The following is a 16215-nucleotide window of genomic DNA, read 5'->3' as shown; positions in this document are numbered from 1 at the left end:
GATGTCGGTCGGCTACTCGGTCGGCTCCGACGGAGGCAGCGGCGACCTGCGGCTACGGGGCAGCCGCAGCACCTCGAACTGGTCCGTGCCGTCCACCAGCGCACCGGACGGCGCGGGGCGCGTCGCCGAGGGCTGCGCGCTCTCGGCCGGCGCCGCCGCCGGTGCGCCCGACGGCACCGCCACCTGGTTCGGACCGTCCGGCTCGACGTTCTCCGACCCGCTCGGCACGGCGTCGCCGGAGCGCCGCCGATGACGCCGCTCCCGCAGCGACTCCTTGGTGTGCTCCACCATCGAGTAGAGCGTCGGCACCAGGACCAGCGTCAGCAGCGTCGAGCTGAGCAGGCCACCGATCACCACAACCGCCAGCGGCTGCGAGATGAAGCCGCCCTCGCCGGTCAGCCCGAAGGCCATCGGCAGCAGCGCGAAGATCGTCGCGACCGCGGTCATCAGGATCGGTCGCAGCCGACGCCGGCCGCCCTCGACCACCGCCTCCTGGACTCCCATGCCCCGCGCCCGGTACTGGTTGATCAGGTCGAGCAGCACGATCGCGTTGGTCACCACGATGCCGACCAGCATCAGCACACCGATCAACGCCGGCACGCCGAGCGGCGTACCGGTGATCAGCAGCAGACCGATCGCGCCGGTGGACGCGAACGGGATGGAGATCAGCAGGATCAACGCCTGGGTGAGGCTGCGGAACGTGGCCACCATGATCAGGAACACGATCGCGATGGCGACCAGCACCGCCAGGCCCAGGTCGCCGAAGGCGTCCGACTGGTCGGCGCTGACTCCACCGACGGTGAAGGTCGCTCCCGGGACGTCGATGCCGTCAAGCCGCTTCTGCAGCTCCTTCGTGGTCGCGCCCAGGTTGGAACCGGTCGCCGCGCCGGTCACCGAGACACTGCGCTCACCGTCGATCCGGGTCACCTGCTGCGGCCCCTCGGCCTGCGTGACATCCGCGATGTCGTCAAGCTTCACCGGCCCGACCGGAAGGGCGCGCAGCTCCTCCACCGACACCGGAGCGGTCGCGCTCAGCCGCAGCACCACGTCCTGCTGACGCCCGTCGAGCGCCACCTGACCCAGCGGAGCGCCACGGAACGCCTGCGACACGAGCTGACCCACGGCGGCCTCGGTGAGGCCGACCCGACCGGCCGCGACCCGGTCGACGGTCACGTCCACCCGCGGCACGCGCGCGGCGAGGCTCGTGGTGACGTCCTCGACGTCCGGGACGTCGTCCATCGCCGTACGGGCCGCCTCGGTGGCGTGGGTCAGCACCTCCGGGTCGCTGGCCTGGACGATCACCTCCAGCTGACTGGTCGACGCGTCCTGTCCACCGCCGAAGCTGACCTCGCCCACGCTGGTGCCGAGCTTGTCGAACTCCCGGCGCAGCTCCTCGCGTACCTGCTTGGCGTCCTTGTCGCCGCCGAGCGCCAACGACCAGCTCGCGACGTTGTTACCGCCGCCGCCCGCCCACGGCGTGTCGCCGCCACCGGCCGTCACCTGGTACGTCTCGACTCCGTCGATCCGGCCGAGGACCGCCTCGACCTGCTTGGCCGCCGCGTCGGTGGCGGCCAGACCGCTGCCCGCCGGCAGCTCCTGCCGGAAGCTGAGCGTGTCCTGGCCGGAGTCGTCCAGGAAGTTCGTCTCCAGCTTCTGCGCCAGCCCGAAGGTGGCGAAGAGCACCAGCAGGCCGAGCCCGACGGTGATCCAGCGGGTCGACCGCTTACGGGTGGCGAAGCCGATCACCGGCAGGTACGCCCGCTGCAACGGGTTGTGCAGCTCCTTCTCCTCCGCCTCACGACGCACCGCCTCGTCGTCGACGGTGCCGCCACGCGGCTTGAGGAACCAGTACGCCAGCACCGGGATCACCGTCAGCGAGACCAGCAGCGAGGCGAGCAGGGCCACCGTCACGGTGATCGCGAACGGCGCGAAGAGCTGCCCCACGAACCCGCCGACCAGCGCGATCGGGGCGAACACCGCGACCGTGGTGAGGGTGGACGCGGTCACCGCGCCGGCCACCTCACGGACGCCGGTGATGATCGCGTGCTGCTTCTCCTCGCCGTACTCCAAATGGCGTTTGATGTTTTCCAGCACGACAATCGAGTCGTCCACCACCCGGCCCACCGCGATGGTCAGCGCGCCGAGGGTGAGCAGGTTGAGCGAGTAGTCGCCGATCCAGAGGGCGATCAGCGCCACCAGCACGGAGAGCGGGATGGAGACCGCGGTGACCACGGTCGAGCGCACCGACAGCAGGAAGACCAGGATGACGATGACCGCCATCACCAGGCCCAGCAGGCCCTCGGTGGTCAACGACTCGATCGACTTCTCCACGAACGGCGCCTGGTCGAATACCACCGTCAGGTCCGCGCCGGAGGCGTTCTTCAGGTCGGCCAGCCGGTCGCGGATCTCGTGGGAGATCGCCACGGCATTGCCGTCCGGCGAGGCGGTGACGGCGATACCGAGGCTGTCCTTGCCGTTGGTCCGGGTGATCGCGGTGGCCGGGGCCAGCTGCTGCTCGACCGTCGCCACGTCACCGAGGCGCACCGGCGACGCGCCGGGCGCGACGACGATGCCGCGCAGGTCGTCCATGGTGGCGACCGGCGTTCCAACCTGCACGGGCAGGGCCAGACCCCCCGAGGTCACCGCGCCGGCCGGGATGGAGACGCCGTTGGTCTTCAGGGCGGCGCCGATCGCGGTCGGCGCGAGCTTCGCCGCAGCCAGCTTCGCCGGGTCCGGGGTGATCACCACGACGTCGTCGCGGGTGCCGGTCACCTCGACCGTACGAACGCCCTCGATGCCCTCCAGCTCCGGCACCACCGTCGCGCGCAGCTTCTCAGCGAGCGCCCGCTCGTCCGCGCCGCCGGCCGCGGCCAGCACCACCGCCGGCAGGTCGTCGGTGCTGCCCGCGATGACCTGCGGGTCGACGCTGTCCGGCAACTGGGCGTCGATCCGGCTCAGCGCGGTCTGCATCTTGTTGACCACGTCGTCCAGGTCGGTGCCGAACTCGTACTCGACCTGGACCGTGGCCGAACCCTCGCGGGACGTGGAGGTGACCTTGTCCAGCCCCGGAATGCCCTGCAGGGCGTTCTCGATCGGCTCGGTCACCTGCGACTCGACGATCTCGGGTCCGGCGCCGGGGTAGGCGGCCACGATGAACGCGGCCGGGAACTCGAGCGACGGCAGCAGTTGCTGCTTCAGCGACGGCACGGCGAACGCTCCGAACGCCGTGGTCACCACCGCGATGAGGGCGACCAGCCCTCGGTTGGCGAGGCTGAATCTGGCGAGCAGCGACATCGGCCTGGCTCACTCCTGAAAGAGAATGCGGGCGGGGATACGTGAAAGTGTGCCGGACTCGATCACCGGAACCCCCGCCGCCCCCGGGGGCGGCCCACCGCCGGCGGCGGCGACGCTCTCAGGCCAGGTCGAGGGCGCGGGCCGCGGCCAACGGATCGTTGCCGATGGTCAGCGGGGCGGGCGCGGTGGAGATCGCCCACTCCGGGTCCTTCAGGCCGTGACCGGTCACCGTGCAGACCACCGTCGAACCGGCCGGCACCGCGCCCGCCGCGGCCTGCTGGAGCAGGCCGGCCACGCTGGCCGCGCTGCCGAGCTCGACGAACACGCCCACCTCACGGGCGAGCAGCCGGTACGCCGACAGGATCTCCCGGTCGGTCACCGCCGCGATGAGGCCGCCGGAGGCTTCCCGGGCGTCGAGCGCCTTGGTCCAGCTCGCCGGGTTGCCGATCCGGATCGCGGTGGCGATGGTGGACGGCTCCGGCACCACCTGGCCGGTCACGATCGGCGCCGCGCCGGACGCCTGGAAGCCGTACATCTTGGGCGCGCGGGTGGTGACGCCGGCGGCCTGCTCCTCCGAATACCCCATCCAGTACGCGGAGATGTTGCCGGCGTTGCCGACCGGCAGGCAGTGGATGTCGGGCGCGTCGCCGAGCGCCTCGACGATCTCGAACGCGGCCGTCTTCTGCCCGTGCAGGCGGTCGATGTTGACCGAGTTGACCAGCGCGACCGGGTGGTCCTGGGCCAGCTTGGCGGCGAGCGCCAGGCAGTCGTCGAAGTTGCCGCTGACCTGGAGCAGCTTCGCCCCGTGCACCAGCGCCTGGGCCAGCTTGCCCAGCGCGATCTTGCCCTGCGGCACCAGCACCGCGCAGGTCAGCCCGGCCCGGGCCGCGTACGCCGCGGCGGAGGCGCTGGTGTTGCCGGTGGAGGCGCAGATGATCGCCTTGTTGCCGGCCTCGACCGCCTTCGACACGGCGAGGGTCATCCCCCGGTCCTTGAAGGAGCCGGTCGGATTGGCCCCCTCCACCTTCAGGTAGACGTCACAACCCAGCCGGGCCGAGAGCACCGGCGCCGGCAACAGCGGGGTGTTCCCCTCGTGCAACGTGACGACCGGCGTGGCCGCGGTGACGGGCAGCCGATCCCGGTACGCCTCGATCAGACCCCGCCACATGTCAATCTCCTCGCTTTACCGCAGCTCCGACCCGAGCACCAGGTCACCCTGGACCACCCTGCCGCAGCCATCGATGGCACACCCCGGGTTACCCACCTGGCGGGACACCCGCGCCCCCGATGGTCCAACGAGTCAGGCGCCACCCTCGACCCGCAGCACGCTCGTCACCGACCGGACGATGTCGAGACCGCGCAGCTCGTCGACGGTCGCGGCGAGCGCGGCGTCCGGTGCCACGTGGGTGACGATGACCAGCTCGGCATCGCCGTCGCGGCCGGGAGCGCCACCGGCCGAGCCCTGGCGCACGGTCGCGATCGACACGTCGTGCCGGGCGAACACGCTCGCCACGGCGGCCAGCACACCCGAGCGGTCCGCCACGTCCAGGCTCACGTGGTAGCGGGTCAGCGCCTCGCCCATCGGCCGCACCGACAGGTCGGCGTACGCGCTCTCGCTGGCCGCGCGGACACCGGCGAGCCGGTTGCGGGACACCGCCACCACGTCGCCGAGCACCGCGCTGGCGGTCGGCGCGCCGCCCGCGCCCCGGCCGTAGAACATGAGCTGACCGGCCGCGTCCGCCTCGACGAAGACCGCGTTGAACGCGTCGCCGACGCTGGCCAGCGGGTGGCTACGCGGGATCATCGCCGGGTGTACCCGGACGCTGACCGTCTCCTGACCGGCCGCGTCGACGCCCCGGGCCGCGATGCAGAGCAGCTTGATCGTGCAGCCCATCGCCTGGGCGCTGGCCATGTCCGCGGCGGTCACCTCGGTGATGCCCTCGCGGTGCACGTCGGCGGCGCCGACCCGGGTGTGGAACGCCAGCGAGGCGAGGATCGCGGCCTTGGCGGCGGCGTCGAAGCCCTCCACGTCGGCGGTGGGGTCGGCCTCGGCGTACCCCAGCTCGGTGGCCTCTTCCAAGGCCTCGGCGAAGCCGGCGCCGGTGGCGTCCATCGCGGACAGGATGAAGTTGGTGGTGCCGTTGACGATGCCGGTGACCCGGTTGATCCGGTCGCCGTGCAGCGACTCGCGCAGCGGGCGCAGCAACGGGATCGCGCCGGCCACGGACGCCTCGTAGTAGAGGTCCCCGCCGCCCTCGGCGGCCGCCTCGTGCAGCGCCACGCCGTCCTCGGCGAGCAGCGCCTTGTTGGCGGTGACCACGCTCTTGCCGGCGCGCAGCGCCTCGACCAGCCAGGTCCGGGCCGGCTCGATCCCGCCGACCACCTCGATGACCACGTCCACGTCGTCGCGCTTGATCAGCCCGAGCGCGTCGGTGGTGAACAGGCTCTCGTCGATCGGCAGATCACCGCGGTCACGGCCGAGTCGGCGGACGGCGACGCCGGCGATCTCCAGTGGAGCGCCGATGCGGGCGGCCAGGTCGGCCGACTGCTCGTGCAGCAGCCGGACCACCTCCTGGCCGACCGTGCCGCAGCCGAGCAGAGCCAAGCGCACAGGTGACGTCATCCCACATCCAATGCCAGCAGGTCCTCTTCGGTCTCCCGCCGGACGATCAGGCGTGCCTGGCCGTCACGTACCGCGACGACCGGCGGCCGGGGCACATGGTTGTAGTTGCTGGCCATGCTTCGGCAGTACGCGCCGGTGCCGGGCACCGCGACAAGATCTCCGGGCTGCACGTCGGCGGGCAGGAATTCATCCTTCACCACGATGTCCCCGGACTCACAGTGCTTTCCCACCACGCGGGCGAGCAACGGGGCCGCGTCCGAGGCGCGCGAGGCCAGGGTCGCCGAGTACGAGGCGTCGTAGAGCGCGGTACGGATGTTGTCGCTCATCCCGCCGTCCACGCTCACGTACCTCCGGAGGCCGTCGAGGTCCTTGACCGTGCCGACCTCGTAGAGGGTGAACACGGCCGGCCCGACGATGGCCCGGCCCGGCTCGATCGACAGGTGGGGAACGGCCAGGTTCTCCGCCGCGCACTCCGAGTCGACGATCTTGCGCAGCCGCTTGGCCAGGTCCTGCGGGGTCGCCGGGTCGTCCTGGGTGGTGTACGCGATGCCGAAGCCGCCGCCCAGGTCCAGCTCGGGGAGCTCCACCCCCCGGGCGTCGCGGATCTGCGCCTGGAGGGCGAGCACCCGACGGGCGGACACCTCGAAGCCGCTGGCGTCGAAGATCTGCGACCCGATGTGCGAGTGCAGACCGCGCAGCTCCAGCACGTCCTCGTCGAGGATCTTGAACGCGGCGTTGGCCGCCGCTCCCCCGGCCAGGGAGAAGCCGAACTTCTGGTCCTCGTGGGCGGTCGCGATGAACTCGTGGGTGTGCGCCTCGACGCCGACCGTCACCCGGACCAGCACCCGGGGCCGGACCCCGCGCTCGCGGGCCAGCGCGGTCAGCCGGTCGATCTCGGTGAACGAGTCGACGATGATCCGGCCCACCCCGGCGTCGAGCGCCCGGCCCAGCTCGGCCACCGACTTGTTGTTGCCGTGGAAGCCGATGCGCTCCGGGGGCATCCCGGCCGACAGCGCGGTGGCCAGCTCACCGCCGGTGCAGACGTCCAGGTGCAGGCCCTCCTCGGCGATCATCCGGACCACCGCCCGGCAGAGGAACGCCTTGCCCGCGTAGTAGACGTCCTCGGACGGGAAGGCCGCCCGGAAGTCGCGGCAGCGCGAGCGCAGGTCGGCCTCGTCGAGGACGTACACCGGGGTGCCGAACTCGGCCGCGATGTCGCGGACGCTCAGGCCCGCGACGGCGACCGCGCCGTCCGCGTCGCGCGTCACGCTTCGCGGCCACAGCGCCGGCACGAGGGCGTTGACGTCGACCGGGGTACGCAGCCAGGCCGGCCCCTGGTTGCTGATGTCGGCGTGCAGCGCACCGGCCTCGTGAGCCCGCATCACTTGTCTCCGCTTCGCGACTGCGGGGCTCGCAAGATCACTCCTCGCGCTCGCACGCGATCACATCCTCTCGGGGGCGGAGACGCCGAGCAGGTGCAGGCCGTTGGCGATCACCGTGCGGGTGGCGTTGTTGAGCCAGAGCCGGGCCCGGTGCAGGTCGGTGACCTCCTCGTCGCCCAACGGCAGCACCCGGCAGTTGTCGTAGAACCGGTGGTAGGAGGCGGCGACGCTCTCCTCCAGGTAGCGGGCCACCCGGTGCGGCTCGCGCAGCTCGGCGGCCGTGGCCACCACCGCCGGGAACTCGGCGAGCGCCTTGAGCAGCTCGTTCTCCTTCTCGTGCTCGAGCAGCTCGGGGCGGAACGCGTCGGCGTCGCCCGGAACCAGGCCCACCTCGGCGGCGTTGCGGGCCACGCCCGCCGTCCGGGCGGCCACGTACTGCACGTAGTAGACCGGGTTGTCGCGGGTCGCCCGCGTCCACAACTCGATGTCGATGTCGATCGGGGAGTCGCTGGAGTAGCGGGCCAGCGCGTACCGGGAGGCGTCCACGCCGATCGCCTCGACCAGGTCCTCCAGGGTGATCACCGTGCCGGCCCGCTTGCTCATCCGCATCGGGGCACCGTCGCGCAGCAGGTTGACCAGCTGCCCGATGAGGATCTCCAGGTTGCGCTCCGGGTCGTCGCCGAAGCAGGCGGACATCGCCTTCATCCGGCCGATGTAGCCGTGGTGGTCTGCGCCCAGCATGATCACGACCCGCTCGAAGCCGCGCTCGCGCTTGTCCAGGTAGTAGGCGCAGTCCGCGGCGAAGTACGTCCACTCGCCGTTGGACTTGCGCAGCACCCGGTCCTTGTCGTCACCGAAGTCGGTGGTCCGCAGCCAGGTCGCGCCCTCGGACTCGTACAGGTGCCCCTGCTCGCGCAGCCGCGCCAGGGCGAGGTCCAGCTCGCCCCGGTCGTGCAGGTCCTTCTCGTTGAAGTAGGTGTCGAACTCCACGCCGAAGTCCCGCAGCGACGAGCGGATCTCGTCGAACATCAGCGCGACGCCCTCGACGCGGAACACCTCCTGGGCGGCGGCGTCGTCCAGGCCGAGCACGTCGGGCCGGCGGGCCTGCACCTCGGTGGCGATCTCCGCGATGTACGCGCCGCCGTAGCCGTCCTCCGGCACGGCCTCGCCCTTCGCGGCGGCCAGCAGTGACCGGGCGAAGCGGTCGATCTGCGAACCGGCGTCGTTGAAGTAGTACTCCGTGCCGACGTGGGCGCCGGTGGCCCGCAGCAGTCGGCTCAGCGCGTCGCCGACGGCCGCCCAGCGGACGCCGCCGATGTGCACGGGGCCGGTGGGGTTGGCCGACACGAACTCCAGGTTGATCTTCTCGCCCGTGAGCCGGTCGCTGCGGCCGTACTCCGCGCCGGCCTCGACGATCACCCGGGCGAGCTGACCGGCGGCGGCGGCGTCCAGCCGGATGTTGAGGAAGCCCGGCCCGGCGATCTCCACCGACTTGATCCCGGGCGCCCGACCCAGCTCGTCGGCGAGGGCGCTGGCCAGCTCACGCGGCGGGACGCCCACCTTCTTGCTCAACTGCAGAGCGAGCGTGGAGGCGTAGTCGCCGTGCTCGGGGTTGCGCGGTCGCTCCACCACCGTGCGCTCGGGCAGCGCGGCGTGATCCAGGCCACGGTCGGTGAAGACGGCGTGGGCGGCGGTGAGGACGACCGAGGCGAGTTCTGCAGGAGTCACCCAACCATGTTATCGGGGGTAGACTCGGGCACTCGGCGGCTACCCTGCGCGTCAACCGGCCCGCCATCTCCCCTGACCGACCGACTTGACGAGGCACGATGAGCATCAGCACCCCGGGTGGCCCAGAGCGCCGCCCGACCGTGGTCAGCACCGGCAAGAAGCCGGCCGCAGGCCGGCCGGCGCCTGGCGACAAGGCCGGTACGGGCAAACCGGCGGGCAAGCCGGGAGGCACCCCGCGGGCAGGTGGCAAGGGCCCGCGCAAGCCGGTCGCACCGGTCAAGGTGAGCCAGGGCCGCGCCTGGGGCCCGATCGCGCTCTTCGTCGCCGTGGGCGTGCTCGCGGCCGGCATCATCGGGTACGGCGCCTGGGCGGCGGTCCAGGGCTCGAAGCCGTGGGACAAGCGGGCCAACGCCATCGACGGCATCGTCAACATCCGCAAGACCGACAAGGCGAGCCTCGAGTACGAGTCGCACAAGGCCGGCCCGCTGACCTACAAGTACTCGCCCCCGGTGGGTGGCGTGCACAACGCGGCCTGGCAGAACTGCATGGGCGACGTGTACGACGCCCCGATCGCCAGCGAGCACGCCGTGCACAGCCTCGAGCACGGCGCGGTGTGGATCACGTACCGCCCGGACCTGCCCAAGGACCAGGTCGACAAGCTCGCCGGCAAGGTGCGCGGCGTCGAGAAGATGCTGATGAGCCCGTACGAGGGCCTGGACAAGCCGATCTCGCTCCAGGCGTGGGGCTACCAGCTCAAGGTCGACAACGCCGACGACAAGCGGATCGACGACTTCATCAAGGACCTGCGGGTGAACGCCTCGGTCGAGGGCCCCACGGCGCTCTGCAACCAGGGCGTCACCGCCACCGGCACCACCCCGCGTGAGCTCCAGCAGCAGCCGCCCACCCAGTAAGGACCTCGATGACAGCCCCCACCACCACCGACAGCGAGTACGACGAGACCGAGGCCGTCCCGGACGAGGACGGCCGGGCGCCGGCACGGCGCTACGGGCTGCTCGCGCTTACCGCCCTGCTGGTGGTGGGGCTGTTGCTCGGGTACGCCGGCGGTCTGCTCACCCCCCGGCTCACCCGCCCCGGTGACGCCTCGGTCGAGGCGGGCTTCGCGCGGGACATGACGACCCACCACACCCAGGCCGTGGAGATGAGCCTGATCGCGTACCGGTCGGCGACGCTGCCCGAGGTCCGCCAGATCGCCGTCGACATCGCCACCGGCCAGCAGGGTGAGATCGGCGCCATGCAAACCTGGCTGCGCGAGTGGGGGCTGAGCCCGACCGGCTCGCAGCCGCCGATGTCGTGGATGTCCGACGGCGCGACCGTCAAGGACGGGCTGATGCCGGGCATGGCCACGCCGCAGCAGATGGCCGCCCTGCGCGACACCAAGGGCATCGAGGTCGACCGGCAGTTCCTGACCCTCATGTACAACCACCACCTGGGCGGGATCCACATGATCGACGCGGCGCTCGCCGAGACCGACAACGCCGAGGTCGTACGCGTGGCCGAGACCATGAAGTCCACCCAGCAGTCCGAGCTGAACAACCTCCGGCAGCTCCAGGCGCAGGCCAAGGGCTGATCCACTCCACGGGCGCACCGGGCCCGCGTCACCGCCGCACCGAGGCGGGACGCGGGCCCGTCCCGTATCCGGCCGCCACCCGGGCGGGTCGCGGCGGGCGCGATCTCAATGATCGACTCGGCTTCCTGGAAAGTGGGCTATCAGCGCGGACTGGACACCCCGGCTTCGAAGAACCCGAGTCGATCACCTCCCGAAGTCCACCCATACGTGGCGGTTCGTCCCTTATGGGCGTTTGGTGCTGGACGGGCGATTACGTTGCTTAGAGAGTTTTCTCCGCACATATCGTGACCAGTTGTGATTCGGGCTCGTTGCCCAAGACGTGGGGGTTGCACTCAGAGACGCACGGCGCTCGGTCACCAGTTGGTGCCGACGCCACACCATCGGCGGTGACGGGGCGGTGGCAGCCGTCCGTCGCGGACAGCGGCAGGGCGAGCCGGGAATGCTCAGCCGCGAGCAGGAACTCGAACTGATCGACACACTCCGGGGCGTCCACCCCGACGAGTTCGGCCTGGACGAGGAGCTGTGGACACGACAGAGCCTCACCACGCTCATCCAGCGCAGGTTCGACCTTCCGCTGGACGTGGGCGCCGTCGGGGCGTACCTGCGAGCCTGGGGGTTGGGTCCGCGCGAGCCGCGCGAGCGTGCCTGCGGGCTCTGCGTCAGCGCGGTCGAACGGTGGGTACGCAGCGAGTACCCGGCGATCACCCGGACGGCCCAGGAGCACCTCGCCGAGGTCTACTGGATCGGGCGGATACGGCTGCGCGGCACGATGCCGGCCGCCGACGTGATCTCCGCCGTGTCGTCCCGGGGACGGGTGCGCTTCATGATCACGACGCCGACGGTCGACCCGCCGCTCCCCCGCGACTTCGTACTGCGACTCAGTGGCGAGGAACAGCGCACCGTACACCTGATCGTGGACGGGTCCTGGCCCCGCAACGAGTGGCCGCGCCGGCTGCCCCGGCGGATCGTCCTGCACCCGCTGCCCAGTTGCGGACGGGCGGTCGCGGCCTGAGTAACGGGTGGGCCGGTCGCCGACACGATCGGCCCACCCGATACCGATTCGGCGTACGCGGACGAGGTTTGCTAGTCTTCACCAGTCGCTGAGCCCCCGTAGCTCAGGGGATAGAGCACCGCCCTCCGGAGGCGGTGGCGCAGGTTCGAATCCTGCCGGGGGCACAAGCTTTGGCGCTCCATGTCCGCTGAGAAGCGCGGACCTGGGGCGCTTGTCATTTCTGTCCCGGGGCCGAGCCCCGGACCCCACGCTCCCGGCGCCGGCTCGCGTCGAACGCGCGCGGCGAGCCTGTCGCGGGGCCGAACCCCGGACCTCACGCCCCGGCCCCGCACCCCTCAGCTCCGCGATCTTGCAGTTTCGGTTGTCGTTTTGGGCGGGATGCGCCTTTTGTTGCCACCGAAAGTGCAAGATCGCGGAGCGCCGCAGCCCTCGGCAGCCCTCGGGAGCAGCACAGGCTCAGCGGCCTACGTACTCCGCCAGGTGTTCTCCGGTTAGGGTGCTGCGGGCCGTTACCAGGTCTGCCGGGGTGCCTTCGAAGACGATCCGGCCGCCGTCGTGGCCGGCGCCCGGGCCGAGGTCGATGATCCAGTCGGCGTGCGCCATAACGGCCTGGTGGTGCTCGACGACGATCACCGACGTGCCGGAGTCGACGAGCCGGTCCAGCAGGCCGAGCAGTTGCTCCACGTCGGCGAGGTGCAGGCCGGTGGTCGGCTCGTCGAGGACGTAGATGCCGCCCTTCTCGGCCATCCGGGTGGCCAGCTTGAGCCGCTGCCGCTCGCCGCCGGACAGGGTGGTCAGCGGCTGGCCGAGGCTGAGGTAGCCGAGCCCGACGTCGACGAGCCGGTTGAGGATGGCGTGCGCGGCCGGCGTACGCGCCTCGCCCGTGCCGAAGAACGCCTCCGCCTCGGTCACCGACATGGCGAGCACCTCGCTGATGTCGCGGCCGCCGAACCGGTACTCCAGTACGGACGCCTGGAAACGCCGCCCCTCGCACTCCTCGCAGGTGGCGGCGACGCCGGCCATCATCCCCAGGTCGGTGTAGATGACGCCGGCGCCGTTACAGCCGGGGCAGGCGCCCTCGGAGTTGGCGCTGAACAGCGCGGGCTTCACACCGTTGGCCTTGGCGAACGCCTTGCGGATCGGCTCGAGCAGACCCGTGTACGTCGCGGGGTTGCTCCGTCGGGAGCCGCGGATGGCGCTCTGGTCGACCGACACCACGCCGTCGGTGCTGGACACCGAACCGTGGATGAGCGAGCTCTTGCCCGAACCGGCCACGCCGGTCACCACCACGAGCACGCCGAGCGGAATGTCGACGTCGACGTCCCGCAGGTTGTGGGTGTTCGCGCCCCGCACGGCGAGCGTGCCGGACGGTGTACGCACCGACGACTTCAGCGCGGCCCGGTCGTCCAGGTGCCGCCCGGTCAGGGTGTCGCTGGCGCGCAGCCCCTCGACGGTGCCCTCGAACACCACCTCACCACCGCCGGTGCCGGCGCCCGGACCGAGGTCGACGACGTGGTCGGCGATGGCGATTGCCTCCGGCTTGTGCTCCACGACCAGGACGGTGTTGCCCTTGTCGCGCAGTCTCAGCAGCAGGCCGTTCATGCGGGCGATGTCGTGCGGGTGCAGCCCGATCGTGGGTTCGTCGAAGACGTACGTGACGTCGGTGAGCGACGACCCGAGGTGACGGATCATCTTGGTGCGCTGCGCCTCGCCACCGGAGAGCGTGCCGGACGGCCGGTCGAGCGACAGGTAGCCGAGCCCGATCTCCTCGAAGGAGTCGAGGAGGTGTTGCAACCCGCTGAGCAGCGGCGCGACCGATGGCTCCTGGATGCCCCGGACCCAGGCCGCGAGGTCGCTGATCTGCATGGCGCAGACGTCGGCGATGTTCCTGCCCGCGATCTTCGACGAGCGGGCCTCGGCGCTGAGCCGGGTGCCGTCGCAGTCGGGGCAGGTCGTGAACGTGACCGCCCGGTCCACGAAGGCACGGATGTGCGGCTGCAACGTGTCGATGTCCTTGGAGAGGAACGACTTCTGAATCTGCGGGATCAGGCCCGAGTACGTCAGGTTGATGCCCTCAACCTTGATCTTGGTCGGTTCCCGGTGGAGCAGGTCCTGCAGCTCCCGCTTCGTGTACTTGCTGACGGGCTTATCCGGGTCGAAGTAGCCGCAGCCCCGGAAGATCCGGCCGTACCAGCCCTCCATGCTGTAACCGGGGATCGTGATCGCGCCCTCGTTGAGCGACTTGCTGTCGTCGTACAGCGCGGAAAGGTCGAAGTCGGTGACCGCGCCCATCCCCTCGCAGCGCGGGCACATGCCGCCCAGGCGGTTGAAGGTCGCCTTCTCGGTCTTCGTCTTGCCCGCGCCGCGTTCCACGGTGATCGCACCGCTGGCCCGGACCGACGGGACGTTGAAGGAGAAGGCGTTCGGCGAGCCGATGTGCGGCTGCCCGAGCCGGCTGAACAGGATGCGCAGCATCGCGTTGGCGTCGGTGGCGGTGCCGACGGTGGAACGGGCGTTGGCCCCCATCCGCTCCTGGTCGACGATGATCGCGGTGGTGAGCCCGGCCAGCACGTCGACCTCGGGCCGGGTCAGCGTCGGCATGAAGCCCTGGAGGAAGGCGCTGTAGGTCTCGTTGATCATCCGCTGCGACTCGGCGGCGATGGTGCCGAACACCAGCGAGCTCTTGCCCGAGCCGGAGACACCGGTGAACACCGTGAGGCGACGCTTCGGCAGCTCGACCGTGACGTCCTTGAGGTTGTTGACGCGAGCGCCCTGTACCCGGATCAGGTCGTGGCGGTCCGCGACGTGCGCCGCGGGCGAGTCCGTGGCCTTGCTCATCGTCTCTCCATCTGCTCGGGTGGGCGGGCCCCGGTCACGCTAGAGGTGGCCGCGTGACCTGCGCTTCTCGATTCCTGATGGGTCTGGTGACCTGCTTCGCGGTGCAGGACGGCAGCCCGGCGGTCGACAGCGCCGCCTCCCGGCGGTAGGTGCTGGGGGGCATACCGACCAGTTCGGTGAAGCGGGTGCTGAAGGTGCCGAGCGACGAGCAGCCGACCGCGAAACATACATCGGTGACGCTCAGGTCGCCACGACGCAGCAGGGCCATGGCGCGCTCCACGCGCCGGGTCATGAGATAGCTGTACGGGGACTCGCCGTAGGCGAGCCGGAACTCCCGGCTGAGGTGCCCGGCCGACATGTGGACGCCCCGGGCGAGCGCCTCGACGTCCAGCGGCTGCGCGTACTCCCGGTCGATGCGGTCGCGGACGCGACGCAGCCGCGCGAGGTCGCTAAGGCGCTGGCTCTCCGTGGATCGGCTGGTCACCCGGAAAATCGTGCCACAGAACCCCGACAAGACAGGACCACCGGACGGCCGAGCCGGACCCGAGCCGCGCGGCGGTGGGTGGGGCGGTCGTCGGGGCGTACCGTCAGGTGGTTTCGCGGCGGGCGCGGGCCCGGCGCTTGCCCTCGTGCATGGCCTGGACGCGGGCAACCGGGATGGCGCGGCCCTCGGTGACCAGGTCGGCGGGGATCTGCTGGGGTTCCGGCAGTAGCGCGACCCACGGGTCGGTCCCGGCGAGCAGCGCCGGGACCGTCCGGATGGTGAAGTCCGCCGGGGACACCTCGGTCAGGTCGGCCCAGTCAACCGGGAAGGAGACCGGCATCCCAGGCCGTAGTCGCGGGCTGTACGCGGCGACGACCGTCGCCACGCCGGAGCGGGTGGCGTCCACGAACACCTTCCCGCCCCGGTCCTCGCGGATGTACGCCGTGGTGGCGAGCGCCGGGTCGAGCCGTTCGGCGCGGACGGCGAGCGCCCTGGTGGCGGCCGCCAGTTCCTCGGCGGTGGCGTCGCCCGCGACCGGGACGAAGACGTGCACGCCCTTGGCGCCGCTGGTCTTGACCGCTCCGACCAGGCCGGCGTCGGCGAGCGCCTGGCGAACCAGCAGGGCCGCGTCGACCGCCGCCCGGAACCCGTCGCCCTCGGGCGGGTCCAGGTCGAGCACCAGGTGGGTCGGTCGGTGCAGGTCGGCAACCGTGGCCAGGGTCGGGTGGTACTCGACCGCGCGCTGGTTCGCGAACCAGAGCAGGGTCCGCCGGTCGTCGCAGAGGGCGTACGAGATCTCCCGGTGCGACGCCTCGGCCCAGACCGGCGTCCGGCGTACCCAGTCCGGGGTGTAGCGGGGCAGGTTCTTCTGCATGAACGGCGGCTGGCCGGGGCGAACCCGGATCACCGACAGCGGCCGGTCCCGGAGTTGCCTGATGATCGGCTCCCGGACCGCGTCGAGGTAGTCGACGAGGTCGCGCTTGGTCGCGTCGTCACGGTCGGACAGCGGCTGGTCCAGGTTGGTCAGGGCCACGCCGTCGCGGGTCTCGTCAGCCTCACTCACCCGATCACCCTCGCGGCCTCGGCGTCGTCGGTCAACCGGACGCGGCGCTTCGACCCCGAACGATCGCCACGGCCGCCGTCGTCGGGCCGGGCGTCGTCGTCGAGCGACCCGCCGTCGTCGACCGGTCCGCCGTCGTCGACCGGTCCGCCGTCGTCGACCGGTCCGCCGTCGTCGACCGGTCCGCCGTCGTCGACCGGTCCGCC

12 protein-coding genes and 1 tRNA gene are annotated in these 16215 nt (G+C 71.2%); 4 read left to right on the top strand and 9 right to left on the bottom strand.

What is annotated here, in order from left to right; genetic code table 11:
- Positions 1-12: 12 nt before the first annotated feature.
- From ACLQ25_RS27265 to argS, 5 genes are all read right to left on the bottom strand, one after another.
- Entirely contained in the window at positions 13-3294 is a 3282-nt protein-coding gene (locus tag ACLQ25_RS27265) for an efflux RND transporter permease subunit (protein WP_425733629.1), read from the bottom strand.
- Positions 3295-3412: 118 nt separating this feature from the next.
- On the bottom strand, positions 3413-4462 hold the full coding sequence (thrC, locus tag ACLQ25_RS27260) for a threonine synthase (protein ID WP_357398825.1): 1050 nt from the start codon (positions 4460-4462) through the stop codon (positions 3413-3415).
- A 132-nt stretch (positions 4463-4594) separates the two neighbouring features.
- Entirely contained in the window at positions 4595-5905 is a 1311-nt protein-coding gene (locus ACLQ25_RS27255) for a homoserine dehydrogenase (protein WP_425733640.1), read from the bottom strand.
- Between the two features lie 8 nt (positions 5906-5913).
- On the bottom strand, positions 5914-7299 hold the full coding sequence (gene lysA, locus ACLQ25_RS27250) for a diaminopimelate decarboxylase (protein ID WP_425733628.1): 1386 nt from the start codon (positions 7297-7299) through the stop codon (positions 5914-5916).
- A gap of 60 nt (positions 7300-7359) precedes the next feature.
- Positions 7360-9027 carry an arginine--tRNA ligase gene (gene argS, locus ACLQ25_RS27245; protein ID WP_425733627.1) on the bottom strand — a complete coding sequence of 556 codons (1668 nt, stop codon included), beginning with the start codon at positions 9025-9027 and terminating at the stop codon, positions 7360-7362.
- A gap of 98 nt (positions 9028-9125) precedes the next feature.
- On the opposite strand from argS, the gene ACLQ25_RS27240 reads away from it, so the two are divergent.
- The 4 genes from ACLQ25_RS27240 (at position 9126) to ACLQ25_RS27225 (ending at position 11791) form a co-directional block, all read left to right on the top strand.
- Entirely contained in the window at positions 9126-9938 is an 813-nt protein-coding gene (locus tag ACLQ25_RS27240; protein WP_425733626.1) for a DUF3105 domain-containing protein, read from the top strand.
- 8 nt (positions 9939-9946) lie between these two features.
- A complete protein-coding gene (locus ACLQ25_RS27235; protein WP_425733625.1) occupies positions 9947-10615 on the top strand; it encodes a DUF305 domain-containing protein in 669 nt (222 codons plus the stop codon).
- 319 nt (positions 10616-10934) lie between these two features.
- Positions 10935-11627 carry a winged helix-turn-helix domain-containing protein gene (locus tag ACLQ25_RS27230; RefSeq protein WP_425733624.1) on the top strand — a complete coding sequence of 231 codons (693 nt, stop codon included), beginning with the start codon at positions 10935-10937 and terminating at the stop codon, positions 11625-11627.
- Between the two features lie 92 nt (positions 11628-11719).
- Positions 11720-11791: transfer RNA gene (locus ACLQ25_RS27225), tRNA-Arg, on the top strand.
- Between the two features lie 292 nt (positions 11792-12083).
- Here ACLQ25_RS27225 and ACLQ25_RS27220 read toward each other — a convergent pair.
- The 4 genes from ACLQ25_RS27220 to ACLQ25_RS27205 form a co-directional block, all read right to left on the bottom strand.
- A complete protein-coding gene (locus ACLQ25_RS27220; protein WP_425733623.1) occupies positions 12084-14465 on the bottom strand; it encodes an ATP-binding cassette domain-containing protein in 2382 nt (793 codons plus the stop codon).
- A 34-nt stretch (positions 14466-14499) separates the two neighbouring features.
- A complete protein-coding gene (locus ACLQ25_RS27215) occupies positions 14500-14949 on the bottom strand; it encodes a helix-turn-helix transcriptional regulator (RefSeq protein ID WP_355052836.1) in 450 nt (149 codons plus the stop codon).
- 103 nt (positions 14950-15052) lie between these two features.
- Positions 15053-16012, bottom strand: a complete 960-nt coding sequence (locus ACLQ25_RS27210; protein ID WP_425733622.1) for a DNA polymerase domain-containing protein — start codon at positions 16010-16012, stop codon at positions 15053-15055.
- On the bottom strand, positions 16009-16215 hold a 207-nt coding region (locus tag ACLQ25_RS27205; RefSeq protein ID WP_425733621.1), incomplete at its 5' end, for a hypothetical protein. The genes ACLQ25_RS27210 and ACLQ25_RS27205, both read right to left, overlap by 4 nt.

Source organism: Micromonospora sp. DT44 (assembly GCF_049841635.1).
GTDB lineage: Bacteria > Actinomycetota > Actinomycetes > Mycobacteriales > Micromonosporaceae > Micromonospora.
The sequence above is the reverse complement of the archived record's forward strand: the minus strand, read 5'-3'. Positions and strand labels throughout refer to the sequence as shown.